This is a genomic window from Anaerobacillus sp. ABR4_321, from assembly GCF_056158505.1.
In genome coordinates, this window is record NZ_JBSWTK010000001.1 from 665235 (window position 1) to 689153 (window position 23919).

A 23919-nucleotide genomic window follows, 5' to 3' on the forward strand; every position below is an offset into this window, starting at 1 on the left:
AATAATATATCATGGTAAGCATGATCCCGTCAATAACTTTCGTTAAGTTTTTTTAATTCATTTTGAAAGGTTTGAAATGGGCCTCTCAAAGCGACGGAATTACATCTTATCATGCGTGTTGATCTGACGCAAGGGGGTAAAACAAAAAATAAGAAGAAGGTTTCCCCTCTTCTTATCTATTCGTTACGCTTCGCTATCGTCGGACGAATCATCGTTCTCTTCAATAGCTGTAGGAGCATCTTCTTCATTTACTTCTTCTATCGTTTCAACGACAGAATCAGACTCTAACGATTCTTCTAGATCTTCGCCTTCAATACCCTCTTCATTGATTTCAACCTTAGCAACTGTCGCAACAGAGTCGCCTTCAGATACGCGAATCAGTTTTACACCCTGCGTATTACGGCCAGTCTGAGAAATATCTTTAACGTCGATCCTAATCACGACTCCGCTCTCTGTGATGATCATACATTCCTCATCAAGCGTTACGGTTTTTAATGATGTTAGAACACCGTTTCGGACTGTAAGGTTGCACGTCTTAATTCCTTTACCGCCTCTAGTTTGAACACGGTATTCTTCTATCGGAGTTCGTTTTCCATATCCTTTGTCAGTTACGATTAGGACATCCTGGTCTTCATCTAGCGTCCCTACTCCAACGACTTTATCGTCTTCTTGGAGTGTGATCCCTTTTACGCCAGTTGCAGTTCGTCCCATCGATCGAACATCGGTCTCATGGAAACGGATCGCCATCCCCTGTTTTGTTCCGATGATAAGCTCTTTTGAACCATTTGTTAGACGGACGCCCATCAACTCATCGTCTTCTTTAAAGTTGATTGCGATCAAGCCGCCTTTACGAATGTTTCCAAACGCTGATAAAGGAGAACGTTTTACAACACCTTGCTTCGTAACAAAGAAGACGTACCAATCATCAACGAATTCTTCGACAGGGATGATTGCCGTAATGTACTCATCCTTTTCAATTTGAAGCAAGTTAATAATAGGGATTCCTTTAGCTGTTCTACTGAGCTCTGGAACTTCATAACCTTTCAGCCTGTACACTTTCCCTTTATTCGTAAAGAAGAGAATCGTGTTATGGGTCAACGTGGTGAAAAGGTGCTCAACGAAATCACCATCATTCGTGCCCATCCCCTGTACGCCTCGACCGCCGCGCTTTTGACTACGGTACGTGTCGATCGGAAGACGTTTAATGTAACCGTTGTGCGTTAGCGTAATAACGATATTTTGTTTCGGAATAAGGTCTTCATCTTCAATCATATCAAATCCAACCGTAATTTCTGTACGGCGAGGATCTGCGAATTTCTCTTTTACTTCCAAGAGCTCTTCACGGATGATTTCTAGAACCTTCTCATTGTCAGCAAGGATTGCTTTTAGTTCAGCAATTCTCGCCATCAACTCTTTATATTCATTCTCAATCTTATCTCGCTCTAGTCCTGTTAGACGCTGTAGACGCATATCTAGGATAGCCTGAGCTTGATCGTGACTGAGTGAGAACTTCGTCATCAATCCTTCTCTTGCAATATCTGTTGTTTCAGAAGCTCTAATGAGTGCGATAACTTCATCTAGATGATCAAGAGCGATCCGTAATCCTTCAAGAATATGTGCTCTTGCCTCAGCTTTATTCAGTTCAAACTGAGTTCTTCTTCTAATTACAACCTTTTGATGTTCTAGATAGTGCTCGAGACATTCTTTTAGAGTCAATACTTTTGGCTGTCCATCTACTAGGGCGAGTGTGTTGATGCCGAAGCTAGTTTGCAGTGCCGTTTGTTTATATAAGTTGTTTAATAGAACGTTCGCATTGGTGTCTTTACGTACTTCGATCACGACTCGCATACCGTTACGGTCAGATTCATCTCGAAGATCGGTGATTCCCTCTATCTTCTTGTCACGTACCAGTTCAGCGATTTTCTCAACTAAGCGAGCTTTGTTCACTTGATAAGGGAGCTCATTTACGATGATGCTCTTCTTACCACTTGCGTTTTCTTCAATCTCAGCTTTCGCACGCTGAATGATAGAGCCTCTTCCGGTAGTGTATGCTTTACGGATTCCTTCACGACCTAATATTTCCGCTGCAGTTGGAAAGTCTGGTCCTGGGATAAATTCCATAAGTTCAGGAATCGTCATCTCTGGATTTTTACTGAGTTCGAGAATGCCGTCCACCACTTCACCTAAGTTATGCGGTGGGATATTTGTTGCCATACCGACAGCGATACCTGATGCACCGTTCACAAGAAGGTTCGGAAATCTCGCAGGAAGAACGATGGGTTCTTTTTCAGAACCATCATAGTTATCTTGGTAATCGATCGTATCTTTATTGATGTCTCGTACCATTTCCATAGAGATCTTAGACATTCTAGCTTCTGTGTAACGCATTGCAGCTGCTGCATCTCCATCGATGGATCCGAAGTTACCATGTCCGTCTATCAACATGTTTCGATAGCTAAAGTCTTGCGCCATTCGAACCATCGTATCGTAAACGGCAGAGTCACCGTGCGGGTGGTACTTACCGATAACTTCACCTACGATACGTGCTGACTTCTTATACGCTTTATCAGATGTCATTCCAAGGTCGTTCATCGCATACAGGATACGACGGTGTACCGGTTTTAGGCCATCACGTACATCAGGTAGAGCGCGGCTAACGATAACGCTCATCGCATAATCCATGAAGGAGGTGCGCATTTCCTGACTAATATTTATTTCTTTTACTCTCGATCTTTCCATATCAGACATACGGAAAACCTCCAATTGTACTCTTGTTCATCTTTTCTATTGCTCTTTTGTTAGAAACTTTGAAAACCATCATTTTCATAGTTACAAGAAGAAAAAGGGGAGTGGATCCCCTTTACTTCTGTTACTTATACATCAAGGTTTTTAACGTAATGAGCATTATCTTGAATAAAGTTTCTTCTTGGTTCTACCTTGTCACCCATCAGCATGTTGAAGACTTCGTCTGCTTCGATCGCATCCTGCATATTCACTTGCAGTACCGTACGAGATTCTGGATCCATCGTTGTTTCCCAAAGTTGTGTAGGGTTCATCTCACCTAGACCTTTGTAACGCTGAATACCAGGCTTAGGGCTCTGTGGAATATCAGCTAAGATAGCGTCTCGTTCACGTTCATTGTATGCATACGTAATCTTCTTACCTTGCGTAATTTTGTAAAGTGGTGGCTGCGCGATATAGATATAGCCATTTTCGATCAGTGGACGCATGTAACGGTATAGGAACGTTAGTAACAGTGTACGAATATGCGCTCCGTCAACGTCTGCATCAGTCATGATGATCACTTTATGATAACGAGCTTTTGAAAGATCAAAGTCTTCACCGATTCCAGTTCCTAGTGCAGTGATGATCGCACGAACTTCATTGTTAGACAAGATTTTATCTAGTCTCGCTTTTTCAACGTTAATAATTTTACCTCGCAGCGGTAAGATCGCCTGGAAGTGGCGGTCACGCCCCTGTTTTGCAGATCCTCCTGCAGAGTCACCCTCTACAACGTAAAGTTCAGAAATAGAAGCATCCTTCGACGAACAGTCCGCTAGCTTACCAGGTAACGAGCTGACTTCGAGTGCGCCTTTTCTTCTCGTGAGTTCACGAGCTTTCTTTGCAGCTGCACGGGCTCTTGAAGCCATCAATCCTTTTTCAACAATCTGCTTTCCGACAAGAGGGTTTTCGAATAAGAATGTAGAAAACTTTTCTGCGAAAACAGATTCAGTAATCGTTCTAGCTTCTGCGTTCCCAAGCTTTGTTTTCGTTTGTCCTTCGAACTGTGGATCCGGGTGTTTGATCGAGATGATCGCAGTCAAACCTTCACGTACGTCATCACCAGTCAAGTTAGGATCATTTTCTCTGAACAAACTGTTCTTTCGTGCGTAATCATTGATCACTCTCGTTAAAGCGGTCTTAAAACCGTATTCGTGCGTTCCGCCTTCGTGAGTGTTGATATTGTTTGCGAACGAATAGATGTTACTTGAGAAGCCATCGTTATACTGAACAGCTATCTCAACAGAAATACCCTCACGTTCACCCTCAACAAAGATCGGCTCTTCATGAAGCGCCTCACGTGTACGGTTCAAATGTTCTACGTAGGATTTAATACCACCTTCGTAGTGGTATTCAAAGCGACGCACTTCTTCTGGTCGCTTATCCTGTGAATTGATCTGAATTCCACGGTTTAAGAATGCAAGTTCTCTTAAACGATGTGAAAGAATATCAAAATCGTATTCGATCGTTTCAGTGAAAATCTCCTCATCTGGGATGAAGTGAATCGTCGTTCCTGTTCTGTCACTCTCACCGACGACTTTTAAATCTTCATCAGGAATTCCTCTTGTATAGCTCTGGTAGTAGACCTTGCCATCCCGCTCTACAGTGATTTCAAGTTTTGAAGATAGTGCGTTTACAACTGATGCACCTACTCCGTGCAGTCCACCAGAAACTTTGTATCCGCCGCCGCCGAATTTACCGCCTGCATGCAGCACGGTCATGATGACTTCAACCGCAGGTCTGCCCATCTTCTCATGAATCCCAACTGGAATTCCTCGCCCGTTATCTTGGACCGTGATGCTGTTGTCTTTCTCTACACTTACAGTAATTTCCGAACAGTAGCCCGCAAGTGCTTCATCAATACTATTATCAACAATTTCCCAGACAAGATGATGCAGTCCGCGTCCACTGGTAGATCCGATGTACATACCAGGACGTTTTCGAACAGCCTCTAGCCCTTCGAGAACTTGAATCTGGGTTTCATCGTATGTTTGTTTATTAGATTGCTGTTCTAATGTCATATCGATCACCTACATTTCTCTATCAAAGATAGACTCTGATCCAGTTTGTTAACTGGCTTTATGATGATTCTCCTCGAATCGTTGTTTCTACACTGTCTGATACGGTGTATGCTCTTCTTTTTAACGTTAGTGAAGATAAGGGGGATAAAAACACCATATCCGTCGTAATGACGATTGATTTCGTTAAATCGCCACCTATGTCTTCTACAAGCTTATCCTTTGAATGCCTATGAAGGAATTCAGTCGTAATTTCAGCTTCCTCCATTGCGTGCCAATCGAAAATCCCAACAACATCTCTAGATTGCACGACGACATCTTCGCCTAAGTGTATAAACACCTCTTCACCTCATTTCACTTTATCGATCAGCCCGTCATGTACATGAAAGGTCGTTGCTTTCTCTAGCGTTTCATGGTTGATTCCTTCTACACTAGTCGTTGTAACAAACGTCTGTACCTTACCTTGAATTGTATTTAAAAGATGAGACTGCCTGTAATCGTCTAATTCTGACAGGACATCATCTAAAAGAAGCAAAGGGTATTCACCAACTTCACTATGGATCAATTCAATTTCGGCGAGCTTAAGCGATAAAGCAGTTGTTCGCTGCTGCCCCTGTGAGCCATAGGTCTGAACGTCTTTCCCATTGACAAAAAACGACAAATCATCCCTATGCGGACCTACGAGCGTGACACCGCGATCCACTTCTCTTTCTTTTATCTTATCAAACTTTTCTTTATATCCATCTACTATTTTCGACAAATCAGCAGGTTCTGATACCTCAATAGTAGGATTATACTTGATTTCTAACTTTTCTAGCCCTCTACTGATTCCATAGTGAATGGGTTCTGCCCATTTTTGGAGGAGTTGAACGAATTTAACTCTTCGTTCATAAATATTCGCAGCTGATTCGATTAATTGATCGGTAAGAATCTCCAACATCACGTAATCTGGATTTTTTTGATAGCGAAGATCTTTCAACAGGCTGTTTCTCTGTTGAAGTAATTTAAGGTACCGACCAAGGTAATAAAGGTAGACAGGTTGTACCTGACCAAGCTCAATATCAATGAAACGCCGACGAACACCTGGATTTCCTTTTACAAGGTTTAAATCTTCAGGTGCAAACATAACCACATTTAATGCGCCTATATAGTTACTAAGCTTTTGCTGTTCCAATTGATTTAGTTTCGCTTTTTTACCTTTATGGGAAATGACCAGCTGGAGGGATAGGGGACCGTTTCTTTTTTCTATTCTACCTTCTATTTTAGCATACTCCTCATCCCAATTGATTAATTCTTTATCTCTTGGTGTTCGATGAGACCGTGCCATCGCGAGTACATAAATTGCTTCCATGATGTTTGTTTTTCCTTGAGCATTCTCTCCCAGAAAAACATTTACATTATTCTCAAATGCAAGCTCTTGCTTACCGTAGTTACGGTAGTTCGTAACTGTTAACGTGTTTAGATGCAACGGGATACCCCCATTCAGCTAGTTACAACAAACTCTCCTACTCCAGGAATCATAACTTTGTCTTGATCATAGAGTTTTTTACCTCGACGATCTTCTAATTCTCCGTTCACATATACTTCATACTCTGATAAAAACCATTTGGCCATACCACCAGTATCGATAACCCCGGTTTCTTGAAGAAGTTGTCCGAGAGTAATATGTTCTTTAAGTAATTTTACTTGTTCCATACCATTCACCTCAATTGTCCTTTTGAATATCTTTTTCATATTCAGTTTCAAGGATGCCAATAGTTTATTATACCTCTTTTTCACTAAAAACGCATGAGAAAAAGGCGAAAAAATTATTAAGACTACAAAAAAAAGCTGCCAGGATCACGTCCTTGGCAGCTTGTTGATAGCTGTATTTAAAAGATCAATACGTTCTCACCGGGAGAATCAGCTGCATGATTGCTGCGCCTTCGATCGGTTTGATCAAGAAAGGACGCATCGCTCCAGTGAAGCTGATGTTTACTTCGTTAGAGTCCATCGCTCTTAAAGCATCCATCATGTATTTGGCACTAAATGAAATCTTTAATTCTTCACCGTCATACGAGTGAGCTTGTACTTGCTCGATAACTTTACCGATTTCAGGTGAGTTAGATGAAATTTCAAGCGATGACTCTTCAAGACTCGCAAGTTTCACGACGTTATTTCGACCTTCTCGAGCTAACACAGACGCACGGTCGATCGCTTGAAGTAGTTCTTTCGCTGAAACCGTTACGTTAGTTTTACTATCGTTCGGGATCAAACGACTTGTATCTGGATAGTTACCGTCTAGAAGTCTTGAGAAGAACAATAGGTTGTTCGCTTTAAAGAGAATTTGGTTTTCAGCCACAGTGATGTCGACTAAATCTTCGTTGTCATCGATGATTTTTGAAAGTTCACTTAAACTTTTACCAGGGATCACAACGTTAGAAAACGCAACTTCACTGCTATTCGGTTCAACTTTAACAGATCGTAGAGCAAGTCTATGACTATCTGTTGCAGTACAGTTCAACTCGTCGTTTTCTAACTCCCAGTTTACACCTGTTAACACCGGTCTAGTTTCAGATGTAGAAACAGCGAATACGGTTTGTCTAATAATATTCTTTAGTAGATCAGCTTGAATTTGAAACCCTTCTTGAGCTTCCACTTCTGGTAAACGCGGATATTCTTCCGGATCCAATCCATTCAGGTTAAATTCAGAAGAGCCAGAGCGAATTCTAGTCGTTAAACTATCGAATACCTCTATCTCTACTTGATCACCTGGTAGTTTCTTTACAATATCAGAGAAAAATCTTGCTTGAAGTACGATACTTCCCATCTTTGAGACTTCTACGATTTGTTTATCATTCTCTTCTGACGGTATAAAGCATTCGATTGAAATATCGGAGTCGCTTCCCGTTAATGTTACCCCTTCATCACTAGCAACAATTTTTATCCCTGTAAGAATAGGAATAGTCGTTCTTGAAGATACGGCTTTCATTACATCTGATACGTTCGATACAAGATGCTCTCTTTCAATCGTAAAACGCATAATTTACCTCCTAAATAAATGAACGTCATTCATATAATTATTATTTAAAAATATCGTAGTCTTACTAGTAGGGGCTGTGAATGTGTGGATAAGTATACACAACCCCTTGATACGAAAGTTATCCACCTGTGGATAGTGTGTTAGTAACTCGTGCATTCTGTGCACACACTATTCAGTGGTATCCACAAAACGTAGATTATCCGTTCTTTAGCTGCTCAATAACATCTTGTAGTTTTTTCTGAAGTTCTTGGTCGGAATCGAGTAGCTTTGAAATCTTCTCGTGAGCATGGATAACAGTAGTGTGATCTCTCCCGCCAAACTCTTCACCAATTTTCGGAAGTGAGAAATCAGTGAGCTCTCTAGATAGATACATCGCTATTTGACGAGGAAATGCGACTGATTTTGTTCTCTTTTTTGCAGCAAAATCCTCAAGCTTAACAGAAAAATGCTCCCCAATAACCGTCTGGATATCATGGATGGTGATGACTTTTGGCTGAGAAGAAGGAATGATGTTCTTCAATGCTTCCGCTGCAAGGTCTGCATTCATGTCCTGGTTGATCAGAGACGAATAAGCGACGACTCGAATCAATGCCCCTTCAAGCTCACGAATATTCGTATCGATTTGATTTGCGATATATAGCATCACTTCATTAGGAATATCTAGTCCTTCAGCCTTCGCCTTTTTCCTCAAGATCGCAATTCGTGTTTCTAAATCAGGAGGCGTGATATCTGTAATCAATCCCCATTCAAAGCGAGAACGAAGACGATCTTCCAGCGTAGGAATTTCTTTCGGAGGTCGGTCACTTGATATGACGATCTGTTTACTTTCCTCATGAAGAGCGTTAAACGTATGGAAGAATTCCTCTTGCGTTTGTTCTTTTCCAGCAAGGAACTGAATATCATCGATTAGCAGGACATCGACATTTCGATATTTATTGCGAAAATTCACCGTTTTGTTGTCTCGAATCGAGTTAATGAACTCATTCGTAAACTTTTCGGACGATAGGTAAACTACTTTGGCATTCGGATTGTGATCAATTACATAGTGGCCGATCGCGTGCATCAAGTGTGTTTTCCCTAGTCCTACGCCACCATATATAAACAGTGGATTGTATGCTTTTGCTGGGGCTTCCGCTACTGCAAGAGATGCTGCGTGTGCAAAACGGTTTCCAGAACCAATAACAAACGTATCGAATGTATATTTGGAATTAAGCATGCTTTGTGGGTTTTCTTCTTGAGCAGGCTTTGCTTTAGGTTTTTTCTTCATCGCTTGTTCAATATCTAGATCATCATCAGAGTTCGTCTGAGGAATGATGAATTTAGCCCTAAGTTCACTACCAGTCAATTCAAGGAGTGTTTCCGTAATCAGACTTGAATATCTAGATTCTAGCCAATCCCTTGCGAACTCGTTGGGTGCTGTAATGATAATGGTGTCGCCTTCCATTCTGTTGGCGGAAGTTGACTTTAACCACGTTTCGAAGCTCGGTTTACTTAGTTTTTTTTCAATTTCCGCTAGCGCTTGTTGCCAGAGATCCGTGATGTTTTCCAACGAAGTCCCTCCTTTTGTTTGCAAAATAAAAACAGGCTGTCACCGCTGGCGTTAATCGCCTAATCTACCAACGTACAACCTTTGTATAACTACATGAATATAAAGTAATAAATATACCGTCCACAAAAATAACGTAAGTCATATAATATAGAAGAAAGTCGAATTATCGACTGTGTTCACAGGTTTGTGGACAGGCTCATAAACAACTCTGAATAACTGTCCACACAATTATCCACAAGCTGTGGATTTAATTATTGGCTGATCGTCTTGTCAACGAGTTAAAACACAAATATCATAACAAAAGAATCCCTGTATTGCAATGCTTTTCGATAAGTTATCCACAGAGAGCATATCTTGTGGATTTGAGATGTCCACAGCGCTAGATTTTGTGTAGAAGCTGTCGATAACATGTGTGAATAAGTGAAAAATGTCGAAATGAGTTATCCACACGGTTTTGGTGGGGGAATTTGTAGAATGAATTTCGAGGAGGAACGTTCCTCGTGTTTTTCTAAATGTTGTAGTTGATCACGATTAAAATACCAAAGAGTTTTTAATAGAACTTGACATTTAGACGCTCCCTTTCTTATAATAACTTAGACTGTCTTTATAACAGTTTATCCTCAGGGAGGTGTAATAGAATGAAAAGAACGTTTCAACCAAACACACGTAAACGTAAAAAAGTTCACGGTTTTCGTGCGCGTATGAGCTCAGCTAACGGACGTAAAGTTCTTGCTCGTCGTCGCCGTAAAGGTAGAAAAGTATTGTCTGCATAGACCACTGATCATCAGTGGTCTTTTTTCAAGATAAGGTTTATAATGTGCTTATCCAAGCAACACTGGGAGTGTGCGGATTGAATAGCAACTACCGGATTAAGAAGAATTCAGAGTTCCAGAGTGTCTTTAAAAAAGGAAACTCTACTGCAAATAGACAATTTGTAGTTTATGTAATGAAAAGAAACGATCAACCTCATTTTCGATTAGGTCTCTCGGTAAGCAAACGGATAGGGAATGCAGTTACTAGAAATAGAGTGAAGCGACTCATTCGTGAATCTTTTCACCAGCTTTCAGATCAAATTGACGTTCCTTACGATTTTGTCGTAATCGCTCGAAAGCCTGCATCGGAAATGAATTTAGAAGAAGTGAAAAGCAGCTTGATTCACGTGTTGAAACGGGCACGTGTATATAAAGGTGCAAAGCGGAATGGAAAAGGAAGGGGTACAAGATGAAACGTCTGGCTATGTTGCTGATTCGTGGATACCAGAAGTTTGTTTCACCCTTGACTCCTCCATCATGTCGATTTTACCCGTCTTGTTCCCAATACAGCTTGGAATCTTATCAAAAGCATGGGTTTCTAAGAGGTACGTGGTATACGGTTAGGAGAATATCGAAATGCCATCCGTTTCATCCTGGAGGATTTGATCCAGTTCCAGATAAAAAGAATTAAGGCATTGCTTTACTTACATAAGGTATCGTCATTGTCGAGTTTGATTGCAAGGAGGATGAAGCGTGAGGAAAAAAGTAACCCTCGCATTTCTATTGATTGGTCTCGTTGCGGTACTGGCCGGATGTAATATCAACGATCCAATCGATGCAAACAGTACTGGATTTTGGAGCGAATATGTCGTATATCCATTATCGATGTTATTAACATTTTTCGCAGATGCAACAGGTAATGAGAACTATGGTCTTTCCATTATCATCGTTACGATTTTGATTCGACTCGTTTTGCTTCCATTAATGATCAAGCAAACAAAGAGCTCAAGGGCTATGCAGGATCTGCAGCCTCAGATGAAAGAACTGCGAGAGAAATACAGCAGTAAAGACCAGAAGACACAACAGCAGCTTCAGCAGGAAATGATGCAGCTCTTCCAGAAGAATGGCGTTAATCCTCTAGCGGGTTGTCTTCCGATTCTTGTTCAAATGCCAATACTACTTGGTTTTTATCATGCGATCATGAGGACAGAAGCTATTGCGACGCATAACTTTTTATGGTTCAGCCTGGGAGATGCAGATATTACGCTTGCATTACTAGCTGGTTTAACAACGTTTATTCAACAAAAGATCATGATGGGAAGCAGTGGAGCAGTACAGCCTCAAATGAAAATGCTACTCTACGTTATGCCGATCATGATTATCGTATTCGCAATCAATTTTCCTTCAGCTCTAGCGCTTTACTGGGTAGTGGGAAATATCTTTATGATTGTTCAAACTTACTTTATTATGAGACCTACCACCAAAACCGCTAGTACGGATACGGAGGGAGCGAAGAAGTGAGAAGCGTTACGGTAACGGGGAAATCAGTTGAAGATGCGCTGCAAGAAGCGTTGAATCAACTCGAAACTGTAGAGGAACAAGTTGATATTGAAGTGATCGATGAGCCTAAAAAAGGTTTCTTAGGATTTGGAGGAAAACCAGCACGTATCAAGGTTGTCGAAAAGCCTGACGTGCTTGAGCAAACAAAAGCTTTCTTAGAAAAAGTAATTAGTAATATGGGAGTCGAAGCCAGAATAGAAGGAGTAAAGAAAGATCGCGATCTATTTTTTACTTTATCTGGTGAGAAAATTGCTATACTAATTGGGAAACGCGGCCAAACTCTTAACTCGCTGCAATATTTGACAAACCTCGCCGCGAACCGATTTTCAGATCGTTTTGTTAGAGTCGTTCTCGACGCAGAGAACTATCGACAAAGACGAGAAGATACGCTGAAAAAGCTAGCAGATCGTCTCGCTGAAAAAGCGATCTATACGAAAAGGGAAGTGCAGTTAGAACCGATGCCGTCGCTTGAACGGAAGGTGATTCATCTTTATCTGAAAGATAAGAAGGGAATCACGACTCACTCTGATGGGAACGATCCGCATAGACGTGTGGTTATAGTTCCACGTAATAAGCAAATTTAAACCTTCGGGCTGTTGTCCGGAGGTTTTTTTATGTGGATCTCTTGAGTCGTTAGAAAACGTGAACATTAGGTGAAAAGCAGTCCTGTTCCAGGGCCTTATTATTTCTTTTTTTGCAAAAATGGGTTACACTAAAAGGTATTGTGGATTAATCTCTGTCATTTTGAAGGAGTTATCCACTGTGGATAATTGGTTAAACTAATACTAGTCTTCATTCATATAAGAAATAGAGCAAATATAGCATTTTTATAGATAAGAGAGGTGAACGAAATGGAATACGAAACGATAGCAGCGATATCGACTCCGATGGGAGAAGGAGCGATTGCGATCGTACGGTTAAGTGGGTCTGAAGCGGTAGACATAGCCGATAAGCTATACAAGGGTTTAAAACCGCTAAGAGACGTAGAGTCTCATACGATCCACTATGGGCATCTGATCGACCCAGACACAGACGAGGTAGCGGAAGAGGTAATGGTTTCTGTCATGAGGGGGCCTCGCACCTTTACGAGGGAAGATATCGTTGAAATCAACTGTCACGGTGGACTCGTATCAGTCAATCGCGTCCTTGAACTTGTTCTACGAAGCGGGGCAAGATTAGCTGAACCAGGTGAATTTACAAAACGAGCATTCTTGAACGGTAGAATCGATCTTTCTCAAGCAGAAGGTGTAATTGATCTCATTCGTGCCAAAACTGATAGAGCGATGAATGTTGCGTTGAACCAAATGGAAGGACGTCTTTCAACACTAATTTCAAAGCTTCGCCAGCAATTACTAGAAACAGTTGCGCATGTTGAAGTCAATATCGATTACCCTGAGTACGATGCAGAAGAGATGACGCAGGAGCTTTTAACAAATCAGTTAAAAGAAGTAGAAGAAGAGATCAGACGAATTCTCGTAACGGCCCGGCAAGGTAAAATTCTGAGAGAGGGCCTATCGACTGTCATCGTAGGAAGACCAAATGTAGGGAAGTCCTCTTTATTAAACAGTCTTGTTCATGAAAACAAAGCGATTGTTACGGATGTACCTGGTACAACCAGAGATGTGATCGAAGAGTATGTGAACGTAAGGGGCGTACCTTTAAGGCTCGTTGATACAGCAGGGATACGTGAAACGGAAGATCTTGTCGAACGAATAGGGGTAGAGCGATCACGCGAGCGTTTAAAGCAGGCAGACCTCATCCTACTCGTTTTAAATTATAACGATGAGCTTACTCACGAAGATGAACAGCTTTTCAAAGCAGTCGAGGGAATGGATGTTATCGTGATCGTTAACAAAACCGACTTGGAAGAAAAGCTTGATCTAGAGAAAGTAAAGCGGCTAGCTGATGAGCATCCGATTATTACAACTTCCCTAAAGAATGAACAAGGAGTGGATGAGCTCGAACAATCTATCTCTGAACTCTTCTTTGAAGGTGCTGTTGAATCACAGGATCTAACGTATGTATCAAACTCTAGACACATCGCTTTGTTAGAGCAATCAAGAAAAACACTAGCAGATGCGCTCGACGCAATCGAAGCAGGAATGCCTGTCGATATGGTTCAGATTGATATTACTCGTACATGGGAACTACTAGGAGAGATCATAGGTGATACGGTATCTGAGAGTTTGATCGACCAGTTATTCTCGCAATTCTGTCTTGGGAAATAAGAATATAAAAGGAGGAATACGGCAATGGGTTACAAAGCCGATTCTTATGATGTTATCGTCGTCGGCGCAGGTCATGCCGGTGTAGAAGCAGGTCTAGCTTCAGCGAGAATGGGAGCAAAGACACTCATGCTCACACTGAACCTTGACTCTGTTGCATTCATGCCCTGCAACCCTAGTGTAGGAGGTCCTGCAAAGGGGATCGTCGTTAGGGAAATCGATGCATTAGGCGGCGAAATGGCGCGAAATATTGATAAAACACACATTCAGATGAGAATGTTGAACACAGGTAAAGGGCCAGCTGTACGCGCACTGCGTGCTCAGGCTGATAAAGTTTTATACCAAAGCGAAATGAAAAAAACGCTTGAGGAACAAGAGAATTTAACATTACTGCAAGGCATGGTTGAAAAGCTGATCGTTGAAGACGGAGTATGTACTGGAGTTGAAACGAAGACGGGTGCGCAGTATGAAGCGAAGTCCGTGATTCTTACAACAGGTACGTTCCTTCGCGGTCGTATTATTCTTGGAGACCTTTCTTATGAGAGTGGTCCAAATAACATGCAGCCTTCAGTAAACCTCTCTTATCATCTACAAGAGCTTGGTTTTGAAATGGTTCGATTTAAGACAGGAACACCACCTCGTGTGAATAACAAGTCGATCGACTACAGCAAGACTGAGGTTCAACCAGGTGATGAAAAGCCGCGTGCTTTTTCATATGAAACAACTGAGTATATTACTGACCAACTTCCGTGCTGGCTGACGTACACTGGCGAGGAAACGCATAAGCTTATCAACGATAACCTTCACCGTTCGCCTATGTACTCCGGCATGATCGAAGGTACAGGTCCGCGCTATTGTCCTTCGATCGAAGATAAAATCGTTCGATTCAATGATAAGCCTCGCCATCAGATCTTTTTAGAGCCTGAAGGACGTAATACGAAAGAGGTTTATGTTCAGGGACTATCAACGAGTCTACCTGAAGACTTGCAGCGTAAAATTTTGAAGACAGTACCTGGTCTTGAAAACGTTGAAATGATGCGTGCAGGCTATGCTATCGAGTATGATGCGATCGTACCTACACAGCTTTGGCCTTCATTAGAAACAAAAACAGTTAAGAACCTCTTCACTGCAGGTCAGCTTAATGGTACTTCAGGTTATGAAGAGGCTGCAGGGCAAGGGATCATGGCAGGAATTAACGCTGCGCGAAATGCACAGGATCGTGAAGCTGTCATTCTAGACCGTTCTGATGCGTATATAGGCGTCTTGATCGATGATCTCGTGACGAAGGGAACGAATGAACCGTATCGTTTGCTAACATCTCGTGCAGAATACAGACTGCTTCTGCGCCATGATAACGCTGATCTGAGACTTACCGATCTTGGCTACGAAATCGGAATGATCCCTCAAGAACGCTACGATCGTTTCATTGCGAAAAAGGAATTGATCGAAAAGGAAATTAAGCGTCTAGAATCTGTTGTGATCAAGCCAACTGATGAAGTGAATGACATTTTGCAGAAATACGGATCTGAGCTGAAAGAAGCCGCACACGCTGGTAACTTGATCAAGCGTCCTGAAGTAAACTATGAAGCGATCAAACAACTTACTCCAGCTGAGTACGACGTTCCAGAAGATGTTGCTGAGCAAGTGGAGATTCAAATTAAATACAAGGGCTATATTGCGAAAAGTCTACAGCAAGTTGAACGTATGAAGAAAATGGATGAGAAGAAGATTCCAAATGATATTGATTACTTTGCGATTAATGGACTTGCTAGTGAAGCAAAACAAAAGCTACATGAGGTCCGTCCTCTATCTATTGGCCAGGCTTCACGTGTATCGGGCGTTAATCCAGCAGATGTATCTATTTTACTTGTGTATATTGAGCAGGGAAAAATAGCTAAGATTGCAAAATAATCGATAAAGTGAGGTAGCCATGAACGAACAACAATTCATGGAGTTGCTAGAGGAGAAGGGGATAACCCTTTCTCCTGAGCAGCTTCAACAATTTCAGACATACTATGATGTTTTGGTGGAATGGAACGAAAAAATGAATTTAACGGCCATAACTGATAAAGAAGAGGTTTATGAGAAACACTTTTATGACTCTATTATGGCGGCATTCTCGTTTGACTTTTCCTCTGATTTACATATTTGCGATGTTGGAGCAGGAGCAGGATTTCCAAGCCTTCCGATAAAGATTTGCTTCCCCCACCTAAACGTAACGATCGTCGATTCACTTAATAAACGGATCGGATTCTTAAAGCACTTAGCGTCACAATTAAATCTGACAGGTGTTTCTTTTTGTCATGATCGCGCAGAACTGTTCGGTAAGAATAAAACGTATCGCGAACAGTATGATGTTGTTACAGCAAGAGCAGTCGCACGCATGTCCGTTCTAGGAGAACTCTGTTTACCGCTAGTGAAGCCAGGTGGTTATTTTGTTGCTTTAAAAGGTCCAAATGTCGAGGAAGAATTAAAAGCTGGAAAACAAGCTATAACCATACTTGGTGGGCAGACACAAAAGGTCGAGAAACTATCTTTGCCCCTTGAAGAGAGCGAGCGGAATATCGTCACGATCAAAAAAATCAAATCGACACCAAAAAAATATCCAAGAAAGCCAGGCACACCTAATAAAAATCCATTATAATAGAAATAGTCTGCATTTGAACGGAAATGTGTTCCACGTGGAACGCTACGTATAGAAGGATTTTTAGTTCAAGGTAACGAATCAGTTAAGGAGTCGATTAAAGGTGGTGTTGGGCGATGAAACATACGTTTTCACGTCTTTTCGGATTGAACGAAGAAAAAAATGAGGGAATGGAATCTGAACAGGATGAAGTAAAGCACATCCTCGTTGAAGAAATTGTTCCGAACCGTTTCCAACCTCGAACAATTTTTATAGATGAAAAAATCGCTGAACTATCTCAGACTATTAAAACACATGGTATTATCCAGCCGATCGTCGTGCGAGAACGTGAAGGCAAATATGAGATTATTGCCGGGGAACGTCGCTGGAGAGCTGTGAAAAAGCTTGGCTGGGAGCGAATTCCTGCAATAGTGAAAGAGTTTAATGATTCGCAAACAGCATCGATCGCTTTAATAGAGAACTTACAGAGGGAAGAATTGACTGCCATTGAAGAAGCGATGGCATATTCTCAGCTATTAGAGCTTCATAATTTGACGCAAGAAAGCCTCGCGCAACGCCTTGGAAAAGGACAATCAACGATTGCAAATAAGCTTCGTTTGTTAAAGTTGCCGGAACCTATACAACAAGCACTTTTAAATAAACAGATCACCGAAAGACATGCAAGAGCCTTGATTCCTCTTAAGAACCCTGAGAATCAAGTGAAGGTGCTCGAAGAAGTAATTGAGAAACAGTGGAACGTTAAGCAAACTGAGGATCGAGTTGTGCGGATGCTTGAAGGAACCACGCCAAAGCCGAAGCCTACAAAGAAGTCCTTCAGTAAGGACATGCGTCTTGCAGTAAACACCATTCGCCAATCACTTGATATGGTAACGGAGAGCGGTTTATCGATCGATACCGACGAAGAAGAACATGAAGAATATTACCAATTTACAATTCGAATTCCGAAGAAGAAGTAAAACTCATCCGAAGAGGGTGAGTTTTTAATTTGAGCGTAGTCTATTTTCTAAAAGAACATCCAAAAAATTCTAAACGTGATAAAATATGAGATAGAAATGTCGTTCTAAGGAGTAGGTGAAACGTTGGCTAATATTATTGCTGTTGCGAATCAAAAGGGCGGGGTAGGAAAAACGACAACCTCTGTAAACTTGAGTGCCTGTCTTGCTTCACTAGGTAAAAAAGTACTTCTGGTCGATATCGATCCTCAAGGAAATGCAACGAGTGGTGTCGGGATTGAAAAGGGTGCGATCGATCACTGTGTCTACAATATCCTTGTCGACGATAAAGATGCCATCGATATTATGAAGCAGACTTCGATTGAGAATCTTCACGTTATCCCTTCAACCATTCAGCTAGCCGGTGCTGAAATCGAGCTTGTACCGACCATATCGAGAGAAGTACGATTGAAAAGGGCATTAGCGAAAGTTGAAAAAAACTATGATTATATTATAATAGATTGTCCTCCATCACTAGGTTTATTAACAATCAATTCTCTAACAGCTGCTAATGCTGTCCTTATTCCTGTTCAATGTGAGTACTACGCACTAGAAGGATTAAGTCAGCTATTAAATACTGTTCGACTTGTACAAAAGCACTTAAACACGGACTTGAAAATAGAAGGCGTGCTACTCACTATGTTAGATGCTAGGACGAACTTAGGAATTCAAGTCATTGAAGAAGTGAAGAAGTACTTTCAAGAGAAAGTCTATAAAGCGATCGTTCCAAGAAATGTTCGGTTAGGAGAAGCGCCAAGCCATGGCAAACCAATTATAGCGTATGATTCTAAATCTAGAGGAGCGGAAGTCTATTTAGAACTTGCAAAGGAAGTGTTAGGATATGGCTAATCGTGGATTAGGCAAAGGAATCAATGCATTCTTTCCTTCCCAAAAGGAAGACGAAACGGTGAAAGACATTCCTATAAACGAACTACGTCCTAACCCATATCAACCGAGAAAGAACTTTGCTGCAGAGGCGATTGAAGAACTGAGTTCATCCATTCAAACATATGGAGTCCTACAGCCTGTGATCGTCAGAAAAAGCATAAAAGGGTATGAGATCGTAGTAGGTGAGCGACGCTACCGAGCTTCAAAGGAAGCTGGACTCACAACCATTCCTGCTGTCGTTCGAGATCTCACAGATCGAAAAATGATGGAGATCGCATTGATCGAAAACCTTCAAAGAGAGAATTTGAATCCCATCGAAGAAGCGATGGCTTATCAGAAGTTGATGAAGGAAACCGATGTTACGCAAGAAGAGTTATCGAAGAGGCTTGGAAAAAGCAGACCTCATTTAGCTAATTTTTTACGGTTGCTCCAACTATCACCTGAAATCCAGGATCATATCGCAGAAGGTAAGTTAACGATGGGGCACGGTAGAGCTCTGTTAGGTCTGAAAAATAAAGATGCGAGACTTCCATTAGCGAAGCGTGTGATCGAAGAGAAGCTAAATGTGAGACAGCTTGAATCGCTCATCAATGGAATGAACCAGAACGTTTCACGTGAAACAAAAAAAGAAGCAGCACCTGATCCTTTTTTAAAGGATAAAGAAAATGTTCTTCGAAAACGGTTCGGTACTTCAGTATCGATCAAACGGACTAAGAAAAAAGGTAAGATCGAAATCGAATTCTTTTCTCAAGAAGATTTAGACCGCATTCTTGATGTCTTAGAAAAAGGTGAACAATAGTCAGCATAAACTGTGAAGCAGTTTATGCTTTTATTATAGGGACTACTATACGTTGGAGAGGTGTTTTGTAATATGTATCTCGATCAAGCGGCATCGTCATTTCCGAAGCCACCAGAAGTAGTGGAAGCGATGACGAAGGCTTTAACAGAATACGCTGCAAACCCAGGTAGAAGTGGACACAAGATGTCTGTAAAGGCGAATGAAGTGATCAGTCAAGCAAGGGAACAGCTCGCTCACTTCTTTGGGTTCAAGTATCCTAATCGCGTATGCTTTACGTCAAATGCAACATCTGCACTGAATCAGGCTTTAAAAGGGTTCCCATTCCAAAGCGGCGATCACGTGTTAACAACGTCTTATGAACATAATTCCGTACGCCGTCCACTTGAGGACATTAAAAGGAAGAGGGGCATAGAGATAACGTATTTTGACTCAGGTACCTCCGAGGACTTCGACATGGACGCATTTGAAGAGTCCATTACTCCTCAAACAAAAATGATCGTTGTCTCTCATGGATCGAATCTCACTGGAAAGATTGTACCTATCAAAAAGATAGGAAAACTTGCGAAGGATAAAGGGGTACCGTTTCTTGTCGATGCTGCGCAAACAGCTGGTGTTCTACCTATTGATGTAGAAGAAATGAATATCGATCTACTCGTATTTCCTGGTCATAAGGGGCTGCTAGGACCTCAAGGTACAGGCGTTCTTATGGTTGGGAAAGAAGTCTCGCTCGAACCTGTTTTTCACGGAGGAACAGGCAGCCGCTCCGAATCGATCGAGCAGCCAGAGGAATACCCTGAATATCTTGAAAGCGGAACGCTGAACACACCGGGTATCGCAGGACTCCTTGCAGGTCTCGAAGTTGTAAAAAAGTTAGGTCTTGATGAGATTCATCGTCATGAACAGCGTCTGACAAAAAAGTTAATTGAAGGTTTACATTCAATCGATTATCTCAAAGTTTATGGTCCACATTCCGATCGCCTTGGAGTCGTTCCATTTACCATCGAAGGAATCGACTCACAAGAAATCGCGATTATATTGGACCAGCATTATGATATCGCGGTACGAGCAGGGCTTCATTGTACTCCTATCGGCCATGAGTCGATAGGAACGTGCGGTGCTGTAAGAATCAGTGTAGGGCCATACAATACAGAAGAAGAGATCGATCAGGTCATTCTAGCGTTGCAGGAAATAGTAGAGGGATATTTCGGCTAAGGAGAGGTAAGATGGTCCTATTAGGTACAGTAGTCAATGGCCTTGCGATTATACTCGGAACATTGATCGGCACAATTAGTAGAAGAATACCAGAGCGAATGAAAACGACGATTATGCAAGGGTTAGCACTTGTTGTTGCGGTAATTGGACTTCAGATGGCGATGAAGAGTGAACAATTCCTCGTCGTAATCGGTAGTTTAGTAGTCGGTGGAATTCTTGGGGAGTATTGGGATCTTGAAGGGAAGTTAAAGAGTATCGGAAAATGGATCGAGCGTAAAACAGGAGCTGCCTCTGAAGGAAGTGTAGCACAAGCATTTGTAACGGCGACACTCGTTTATGTTGTTGGAGCGATGGCGATTCTCGGGGCGCTCGATAGTGGACTTCGCGGGGATCATTCTGTTCTTTTTACGAAATCACTCATAGATGGTTTTACGGCGATTATGTTTACGGCTACGCTTGGATATGGTGTACTGTTTTCTGCCTTCCCAGTTATGCTCTACCAGGGATTTATAGCCCTTTTCGCATCTCAAATCGATCGATTTGTTCCGCAAGTTTTGCTTGATGCATTTATTGCAGAAGTCACGTCTGCAGGAGGCATTATGATCTTAGCGATCGGCCTTAATCTGCTAGGCTTAACGCAAATTAGAGTTGCGAATTTCCTCCCAGGACTACTGGTAGCAGCAGGTCTCGTATCGCTGCTATATTTCATTCAATAAAAAACCCCTTTTCCGGACTTCATTCCGAGAAAAGGGGTTTTTCTATGGGATTTGAAAAAGATCATCGCTCCATGATTTGATCTGCTTATTTAATTTACTCTCATGCTCTGTTGAAGAGTAATACGCTTCTATTGCATCGTTCAAACTTTCGGCCATTATATCAGCCATCTTCATAACAAGGTTCAAGCGTGTGTTCTGAAGGACAAAGTATTCCATAAACCCACTGACATTCACAATCCCAGTCAAATGGATATCTCCAACTTCAGGAAGCTCTTTCTTAACGCCTGCGCCTGGTTTGACTGGTCCGTCTCCAACCGTAATGATACCTACCGAGTGAAGGCGTCCGAGGCAAGCGTCGATCCCGATAATAAAAGGGTTATGGTGAGACTTTTCAATCGTTGTCATCACGTCATTTAAATTAACAGCATGTACGGGAGACTCTAGCGTACCATATACAGAAGCGTTTAATTTTAGCTGGCTTAGTTTGCTTCCTACGAGGGGACCAAGAGCGTCTCCGGTAGATCGGTCGGTACCGATGCACACGATTACGATTTCTTCTGTACGCTTTTTGGGAAGCATGCTCATAACCTTTTCGCCAGTCGTTTTTATGGCAAGAGTATCCTCATGATGGATTCGATATGCTACAGGCTTTTTTTGAAAAAACTTGTCTCGAAGATTCATAGGATTCTCTCCTTTGTAATAGTAGTAACAGTATACGGAAACTTGAGGTGATCTATACATAAAGCTTCGTTTTTCTTCTACATAAATGGAAATTAGTCGAAGAACTGGCAAAGGAGAGAATGCCATGATTAACGGTGGGATGAAGTGGATGTTCCTCATTCTTGGTACGATGATTGGAGCGGGGTACGCTTCAGGAAGGGAACTCTGGCAATTTTTTGGCCATGAAAGTGTCCTGGCTATCGTGCTGTTCACGATCATGTTCAGTATCTGCTGTTATGTCATCATGAAGATTAGCTACGAAACACAATCATCACATTACTTACCGATTCTCGAAAAGTTAGTTGGAAAGAAACTGACTGGACTGTACGATCTATTAATCATCCTTTATCTGTTTACCACTACCATCGTCATGCTAGCAGGAGGAGGCGCTACGATGGAAGTGTTGCATCTCCCCTATTGGATGGGCATCGGAATTCTCGCCATCCTTGTCGTCGTCCTCTTCTTTTGGGATATCAATGGCATGCTTTCAATGAATGCGATCATCTTACCTCTACTCATTATCTTGCTACTCGCGGTTCTTCTTTTATTTATCAAATCAAATATGAACGCGATCCTATTCGATTGGATGAAGCAATCGAATTGGCCAGCTGCATTTACCTTTACAGCTCTAAATATTTTGCCTCTCGTTGCGGTTCTATCTGCTATCGGTCATCAGATCAAACACAAAGGCGAAATCTGGATTGCGAGCATAGGAAGCGGTTTGATACTAGGTGGCCTGTCGTTTTTATATAATCAATCGTTAATTCAAGTAGCGCACGATTTACTTGTCTATGAAATTCCTTTGTTTGCTATTCTGAAAAGCTATCCTTACTATATGGTGCTGATCATGTCGTTCTTGTTATGGACAGCGATCTACACAACGGCAGTCAGTGGCGTTTTCGGTCTCACAGCACGGTTCCGCGATATGGTCAGTCTTCCACTTTGGTTCATTGCTTTTATCATCGTAGCTGTGATGATTCCGTTTACTACGTTTGGGTTTTCAACATTAGTTGCTTTTTTATACCCTCTATACGGGGTACTTAACCTTTATATTTTGGCTTCTATCTTGATTTTTCCCGTTCTGAAGCGTTATGATTTGTTATCATAACAGTAGAATTTGATAGGAACGGGAGAGATGAGGTATGGGTGCGTTAGAAGGACTGTGGCAAACGGTTTTTGAGTTTCTAGCCAATCGAGATTTTTGGATCGATATCTCTAAAAGGATTTTTAAAATACTTGCCATCGTTATAGGAACATGGTTGTTCCTTCGTTTAGCTAAGTCAGCTTTAAATCATATCTTTGCCATTCGTTTGAAAAGCCCACTTCGTTTGTCTGAGCGTAGAGAAACCACTCTTATACGCTTGATCGAGAACGTGTTGACGTACGTCACTTACTTTATTGCGCTCGTTATGGTCTTGAGCGAATTTGAAGTGGATGTTCGAACCTTGATCGCAGGTGCTGGTGTCGTCGGCCTCGCAGTAGGTTTTGGAGCGCAAAACCTCGTCCGAGATGTGATTACAGGTTTCTTTATCATTTTTGAGAAGCAATTTTCAGTAGGAGATTATGTTCGCATCACAGGAATCGAAGGATTTGTTGAAGAAATTGGTCTTCGAGTTACAAAAGTAAAAAGCTGGACAGGAGAACTTCACATCATACCGAATGGAAACATAAACCAGGTTACAAACTTTTCTATACACAACAGTATCGCCGTCGTTGATGTTAGCATTGCTTATGAAGAACAGATTCACGAGGCAGAAGAAATCATCATCGAATTATTGGACGAGCTTTATGACCAATATGATGCCATGATCGTAAAGCCTGAGTACCTTGGTGTTCAAACCCTAGGAGCTTCAGAAGTTGTCCTACGCATCATCTCAGAAACAAGACCTATGGAACACTGGGGTATCGGGAGAGAAGTTCGAAAAGCAGTCAAGCAGCGTCTTGATGAAAGAGGAATCGAAATACCGTTCCCTCGTCTTGTCATGTATCAGCGGGACGAGCAAGCAGAGGTTCAGGAAAAAGTATAGAAGGGATGGAACTT

At 41.8% G+C, this 23919-nt stretch carries 23 protein-coding genes; 15 read left to right on the top strand and 8 right to left on the bottom strand.

The window, feature by feature from the left end:
* Positions 1 to 183 precede the first annotated feature (183 nt).
* From gyrA to dnaA, 7 genes are all read right to left on the bottom strand, one after another.
* Positions 184 to 2748 carry a DNA gyrase subunit A gene (gene gyrA / locus ACXADT_RS03675; RefSeq protein ID WP_474833219.1) on the bottom strand — a complete coding sequence of 855 codons (2565 nt, stop codon included), beginning with the start codon at positions 2746 to 2748 and terminating at the stop codon, positions 184 to 186.
* 125 nt (positions 2749 to 2873) lie between these two features.
* Complete coding sequence (gene gyrB / locus ACXADT_RS03680; protein WP_270183037.1) at positions 2874 to 4802, bottom strand: DNA topoisomerase (ATP-hydrolyzing) subunit B; 1929 nt, start codon at positions 4800 to 4802, stop codon at positions 2874 to 2876.
* A gap of 58 nt (positions 4803 to 4860) precedes the next feature.
* Positions 4861 to 5139 carry an extracellular matrix regulator RemB gene (gene remB, locus ACXADT_RS03685; RefSeq protein WP_270183036.1) on the bottom strand — a complete coding sequence of 93 codons (279 nt, stop codon included), beginning with the start codon at positions 5137 to 5139 and terminating at the stop codon, positions 4861 to 4863.
* A gap of 9 nt (positions 5140 to 5148) precedes the next feature.
* Positions 5149 to 6267, bottom strand: coding sequence for a DNA replication/repair protein RecF (recF, locus tag ACXADT_RS03690; RefSeq protein WP_474833220.1), 1119 nt, complete (start codon positions 6265 to 6267; stop codon positions 5149 to 5151).
* A gap of 14 nt (positions 6268 to 6281) precedes the next feature.
* Entirely contained in the window at positions 6282 to 6494 is a 213-nt protein-coding gene (yaaA, locus tag ACXADT_RS03695; protein WP_270183034.1) for a S4 domain-containing protein YaaA, read from the bottom strand.
* Between the two features lie 184 nt (positions 6495 to 6678).
* The gene (gene dnaN, locus ACXADT_RS03700; RefSeq protein ID WP_270183033.1) at positions 6679 to 7821 is read right to left on the bottom strand and encodes a DNA polymerase III subunit beta; all 1143 of its coding nucleotides are present in this window, start codon (positions 7819 to 7821) and stop codon (positions 6679 to 6681) included.
* 196 nt (positions 7822 to 8017) lie between these two features.
* Positions 8018 to 9370, bottom strand: coding sequence for a chromosomal replication initiator protein DnaA (gene dnaA / locus ACXADT_RS03705; RefSeq protein WP_270183032.1), 1353 nt, complete (start codon positions 9368 to 9370; stop codon positions 8018 to 8020).
* A gap of 638 nt (positions 9371 to 10008) precedes the next feature.
* On the opposite strand from dnaA, the gene rpmH reads away from it, so the two are divergent.
* The 13 genes from rpmH to ACXADT_RS03770 all read left to right on the top strand — a co-directional run bounded on the left by rpmH (position 10009) and on the right by ACXADT_RS03770 (position 21158).
* Complete coding sequence (gene rpmH / locus ACXADT_RS03710; RefSeq protein WP_048311109.1) at positions 10009 to 10143, top strand: 50S ribosomal protein L34; 135 nt, start codon at positions 10009 to 10011, stop codon at positions 10141 to 10143.
* Between the two features lie 77 nt (positions 10144 to 10220).
* Positions 10221 to 10595 carry a ribonuclease P protein component gene (gene rnpA / locus ACXADT_RS03715; RefSeq protein WP_270183031.1) on the top strand — a complete coding sequence of 125 codons (375 nt, stop codon included), beginning with the start codon at positions 10221 to 10223 and terminating at the stop codon, positions 10593 to 10595.
* On the top strand, positions 10592 to 10813 hold the full coding sequence (gene yidD, locus ACXADT_RS03720; RefSeq protein WP_270183030.1) for a membrane protein insertion efficiency factor YidD: 222 nt from the start codon (positions 10592 to 10594) through the stop codon (positions 10811 to 10813). Before rnpA ends, yidD begins: the two co-directional genes overlap by 4 nt.
* A gap of 62 nt (positions 10814 to 10875) precedes the next feature.
* The gene (gene spoIIIJ / locus ACXADT_RS03725; RefSeq protein WP_270183029.1) at positions 10876 to 11643 is read left to right on the top strand and encodes a YidC family membrane integrase SpoIIIJ; all 768 of its coding nucleotides are present in this window, start codon (positions 10876 to 10878) and stop codon (positions 11641 to 11643) included.
* The gene (gene jag / locus ACXADT_RS03730; protein WP_474833222.1) at positions 11640 to 12266 is read left to right on the top strand and encodes an RNA-binding cell elongation regulator Jag/EloR; all 627 of its coding nucleotides are present in this window, start codon (positions 11640 to 11642) and stop codon (positions 12264 to 12266) included. The genes spoIIIJ and jag overlap by 4 nt, the downstream gene beginning before the upstream one ends.
* 267 nt (positions 12267 to 12533) lie before the next feature.
* Positions 12534 to 13910 (top strand): tRNA uridine-5-carboxymethylaminomethyl(34) synthesis GTPase MnmE, encoded by a 1377-nt coding sequence (mnmE, locus tag ACXADT_RS03735; RefSeq protein ID WP_474833224.1) that lies wholly within the window; start codon positions 12534 to 12536, stop codon positions 13908 to 13910.
* A gap of 24 nt (positions 13911 to 13934) precedes the next feature.
* Positions 13935 to 15818: a tRNA uridine-5-carboxymethylaminomethyl(34) synthesis enzyme MnmG gene (mnmG, locus tag ACXADT_RS03740; protein WP_474833225.1), complete on the top strand. Its 1884-nt coding sequence runs from the start codon at positions 13935 to 13937 to the stop codon at positions 15816 to 15818.
* Positions 15819 to 15837: 19 nt separating this feature from the next.
* Complete coding sequence (rsmG, locus tag ACXADT_RS03745) at positions 15838 to 16551, top strand: 16S rRNA (guanine(527)-N(7))-methyltransferase RsmG (protein ID WP_474809754.1); 714 nt, start codon at positions 15838 to 15840, stop codon at positions 16549 to 16551.
* Positions 16552 to 16667: 116 nt separating this feature from the next.
* Positions 16668 to 17507, top strand: coding sequence for a nucleoid occlusion protein (gene noc, locus ACXADT_RS03750; protein ID WP_270183024.1), 840 nt, complete (start codon positions 16668 to 16670; stop codon positions 17505 to 17507).
* Positions 17508 to 17630: 123 nt separating this feature from the next.
* Positions 17631 to 18392: a ParA family protein gene (locus ACXADT_RS03755; RefSeq protein ID WP_270183023.1), complete on the top strand. Its 762-nt coding sequence runs from the start codon at positions 17631 to 17633 to the stop codon at positions 18390 to 18392.
* Positions 18385 to 19230, top strand: a complete 846-nt coding sequence (locus tag ACXADT_RS03760; protein WP_270183022.1) for a ParB/RepB/Spo0J family partition protein — start codon at positions 18385 to 18387, stop codon at positions 19228 to 19230. The genes ACXADT_RS03755 and ACXADT_RS03760 overlap by 8 nt, the downstream gene beginning before the upstream one ends.
* A 72-nt stretch (positions 19231 to 19302) precedes the next feature.
* A complete protein-coding gene (locus ACXADT_RS03765; protein ID WP_474833227.1) occupies positions 19303 to 20442 on the top strand; it encodes an aminotransferase class V-fold PLP-dependent enzyme in 1140 nt (379 codons plus the stop codon).
* 11 nt (positions 20443 to 20453) lie between these two features.
* A complete protein-coding gene (locus ACXADT_RS03770) occupies positions 20454 to 21158 on the top strand; it encodes a DUF554 domain-containing protein (RefSeq protein ID WP_474833229.1) in 705 nt (234 codons plus the stop codon).
* A 42-nt stretch (positions 21159 to 21200) separates the two neighbouring features.
* Here ACXADT_RS03770 and yyaC read toward each other — a convergent pair whose 3' ends face one another.
* Complete coding sequence (yyaC, locus tag ACXADT_RS03775; protein WP_270183019.1) at positions 21201 to 21839, bottom strand: spore protease YyaC; 639 nt, start codon at positions 21837 to 21839, stop codon at positions 21201 to 21203.
* A gap of 124 nt (positions 21840 to 21963) precedes the next feature.
* Between yyaC and ACXADT_RS03780 the strand changes: the two genes are divergently transcribed.
* Positions 21964 to 22986, top strand: coding sequence for a YkvI family membrane protein (locus tag ACXADT_RS03780; protein WP_270183018.1), 1023 nt, complete (start codon positions 21964 to 21966; stop codon positions 22984 to 22986).
* A 34-nt stretch (positions 22987 to 23020) separates the two neighbouring features.
* Positions 23021 to 23905: a mechanosensitive ion channel family protein gene (locus tag ACXADT_RS03785; RefSeq protein ID WP_474833230.1), complete on the top strand. Its 885-nt coding sequence runs from the start codon at positions 23021 to 23023 to the stop codon at positions 23903 to 23905.
* Positions 23906 to 23919 lie beyond the last annotated feature (14 nt).

Coding starts and splice junctions, on each gene's coding strand:
- noc (WP_270183024.1), top strand. CDS start 16,668: ATGAAACATACGTTTTCACGTCTTTTCGGATTGAACGAAGAAAAAAAT.
- dnaN (WP_270183033.1), bottom strand. CDS start 7,821: ATGCGTTTTACGATTGAAAGAGAGCATCTTGTATCGAACGTATCAGAT.
- yaaA (WP_270183034.1), bottom strand. CDS start 6,494: ATGGAACAAGTAAAATTACTTAAAGAACATATTACTCTCGGACAACTT.
- rsmG (WP_474809754.1), top strand. CDS start 15,838: ATGAACGAACAACAATTCATGGAGTTGCTAGAGGAGAAGGGGATAACC.
- mnmE (WP_474833224.1), top strand. CDS start 12,534: ATGGAATACGAAACGATAGCAGCGATATCGACTCCGATGGGAGAAGGA.
- gyrB (WP_270183037.1), bottom strand. CDS start 4,802: ATGACATTAGAACAGCAATCTAATAAACAAACATACGATGAAACCCAG.
- yyaC (WP_270183019.1), bottom strand. CDS start 21,839: ATGAATCTTCGAGACAAGTTTTTTCAAAAAAAGCCTGTAGCATATCGA.
- yidD (WP_270183030.1), top strand. CDS start 10,592: ATGAAACGTCTGGCTATGTTGCTGATTCGTGGATACCAGAAGTTTGTT.
- ACXADT_RS03770 (WP_474833229.1), top strand. CDS start 20,454: ATGGTCCTATTAGGTACAGTAGTCAATGGCCTTGCGATTATACTCGGA.
- ACXADT_RS03780 (WP_270183018.1), top strand. CDS start 21,964: ATGATTAACGGTGGGATGAAGTGGATGTTCCTCATTCTTGGTACGATG.
- ACXADT_RS03765 (WP_474833227.1), top strand. CDS start 19,303: ATGTATCTCGATCAAGCGGCATCGTCATTTCCGAAGCCACCAGAAGTA.
- rpmH (WP_048311109.1), top strand. CDS start 10,009: ATGAAAAGAACGTTTCAACCAAACACACGTAAACGTAAAAAAGTTCAC.
- ACXADT_RS03760 (WP_270183022.1), top strand. CDS start 18,385: ATGGCTAATCGTGGATTAGGCAAAGGAATCAATGCATTCTTTCCTTCC.
- gyrA (WP_474833219.1), bottom strand. CDS start 2,748: ATGTCTGATATGGAAAGATCGAGAGTAAAAGAAATAAATATTAGTCAG.
- ACXADT_RS03785 (WP_474833230.1), top strand. CDS start 23,021: ATGGGTGCGTTAGAAGGACTGTGGCAAACGGTTTTTGAGTTTCTAGCC.
- mnmG (WP_474833225.1), top strand. CDS start 13,935: ATGGGTTACAAAGCCGATTCTTATGATGTTATCGTCGTCGGCGCAGGT.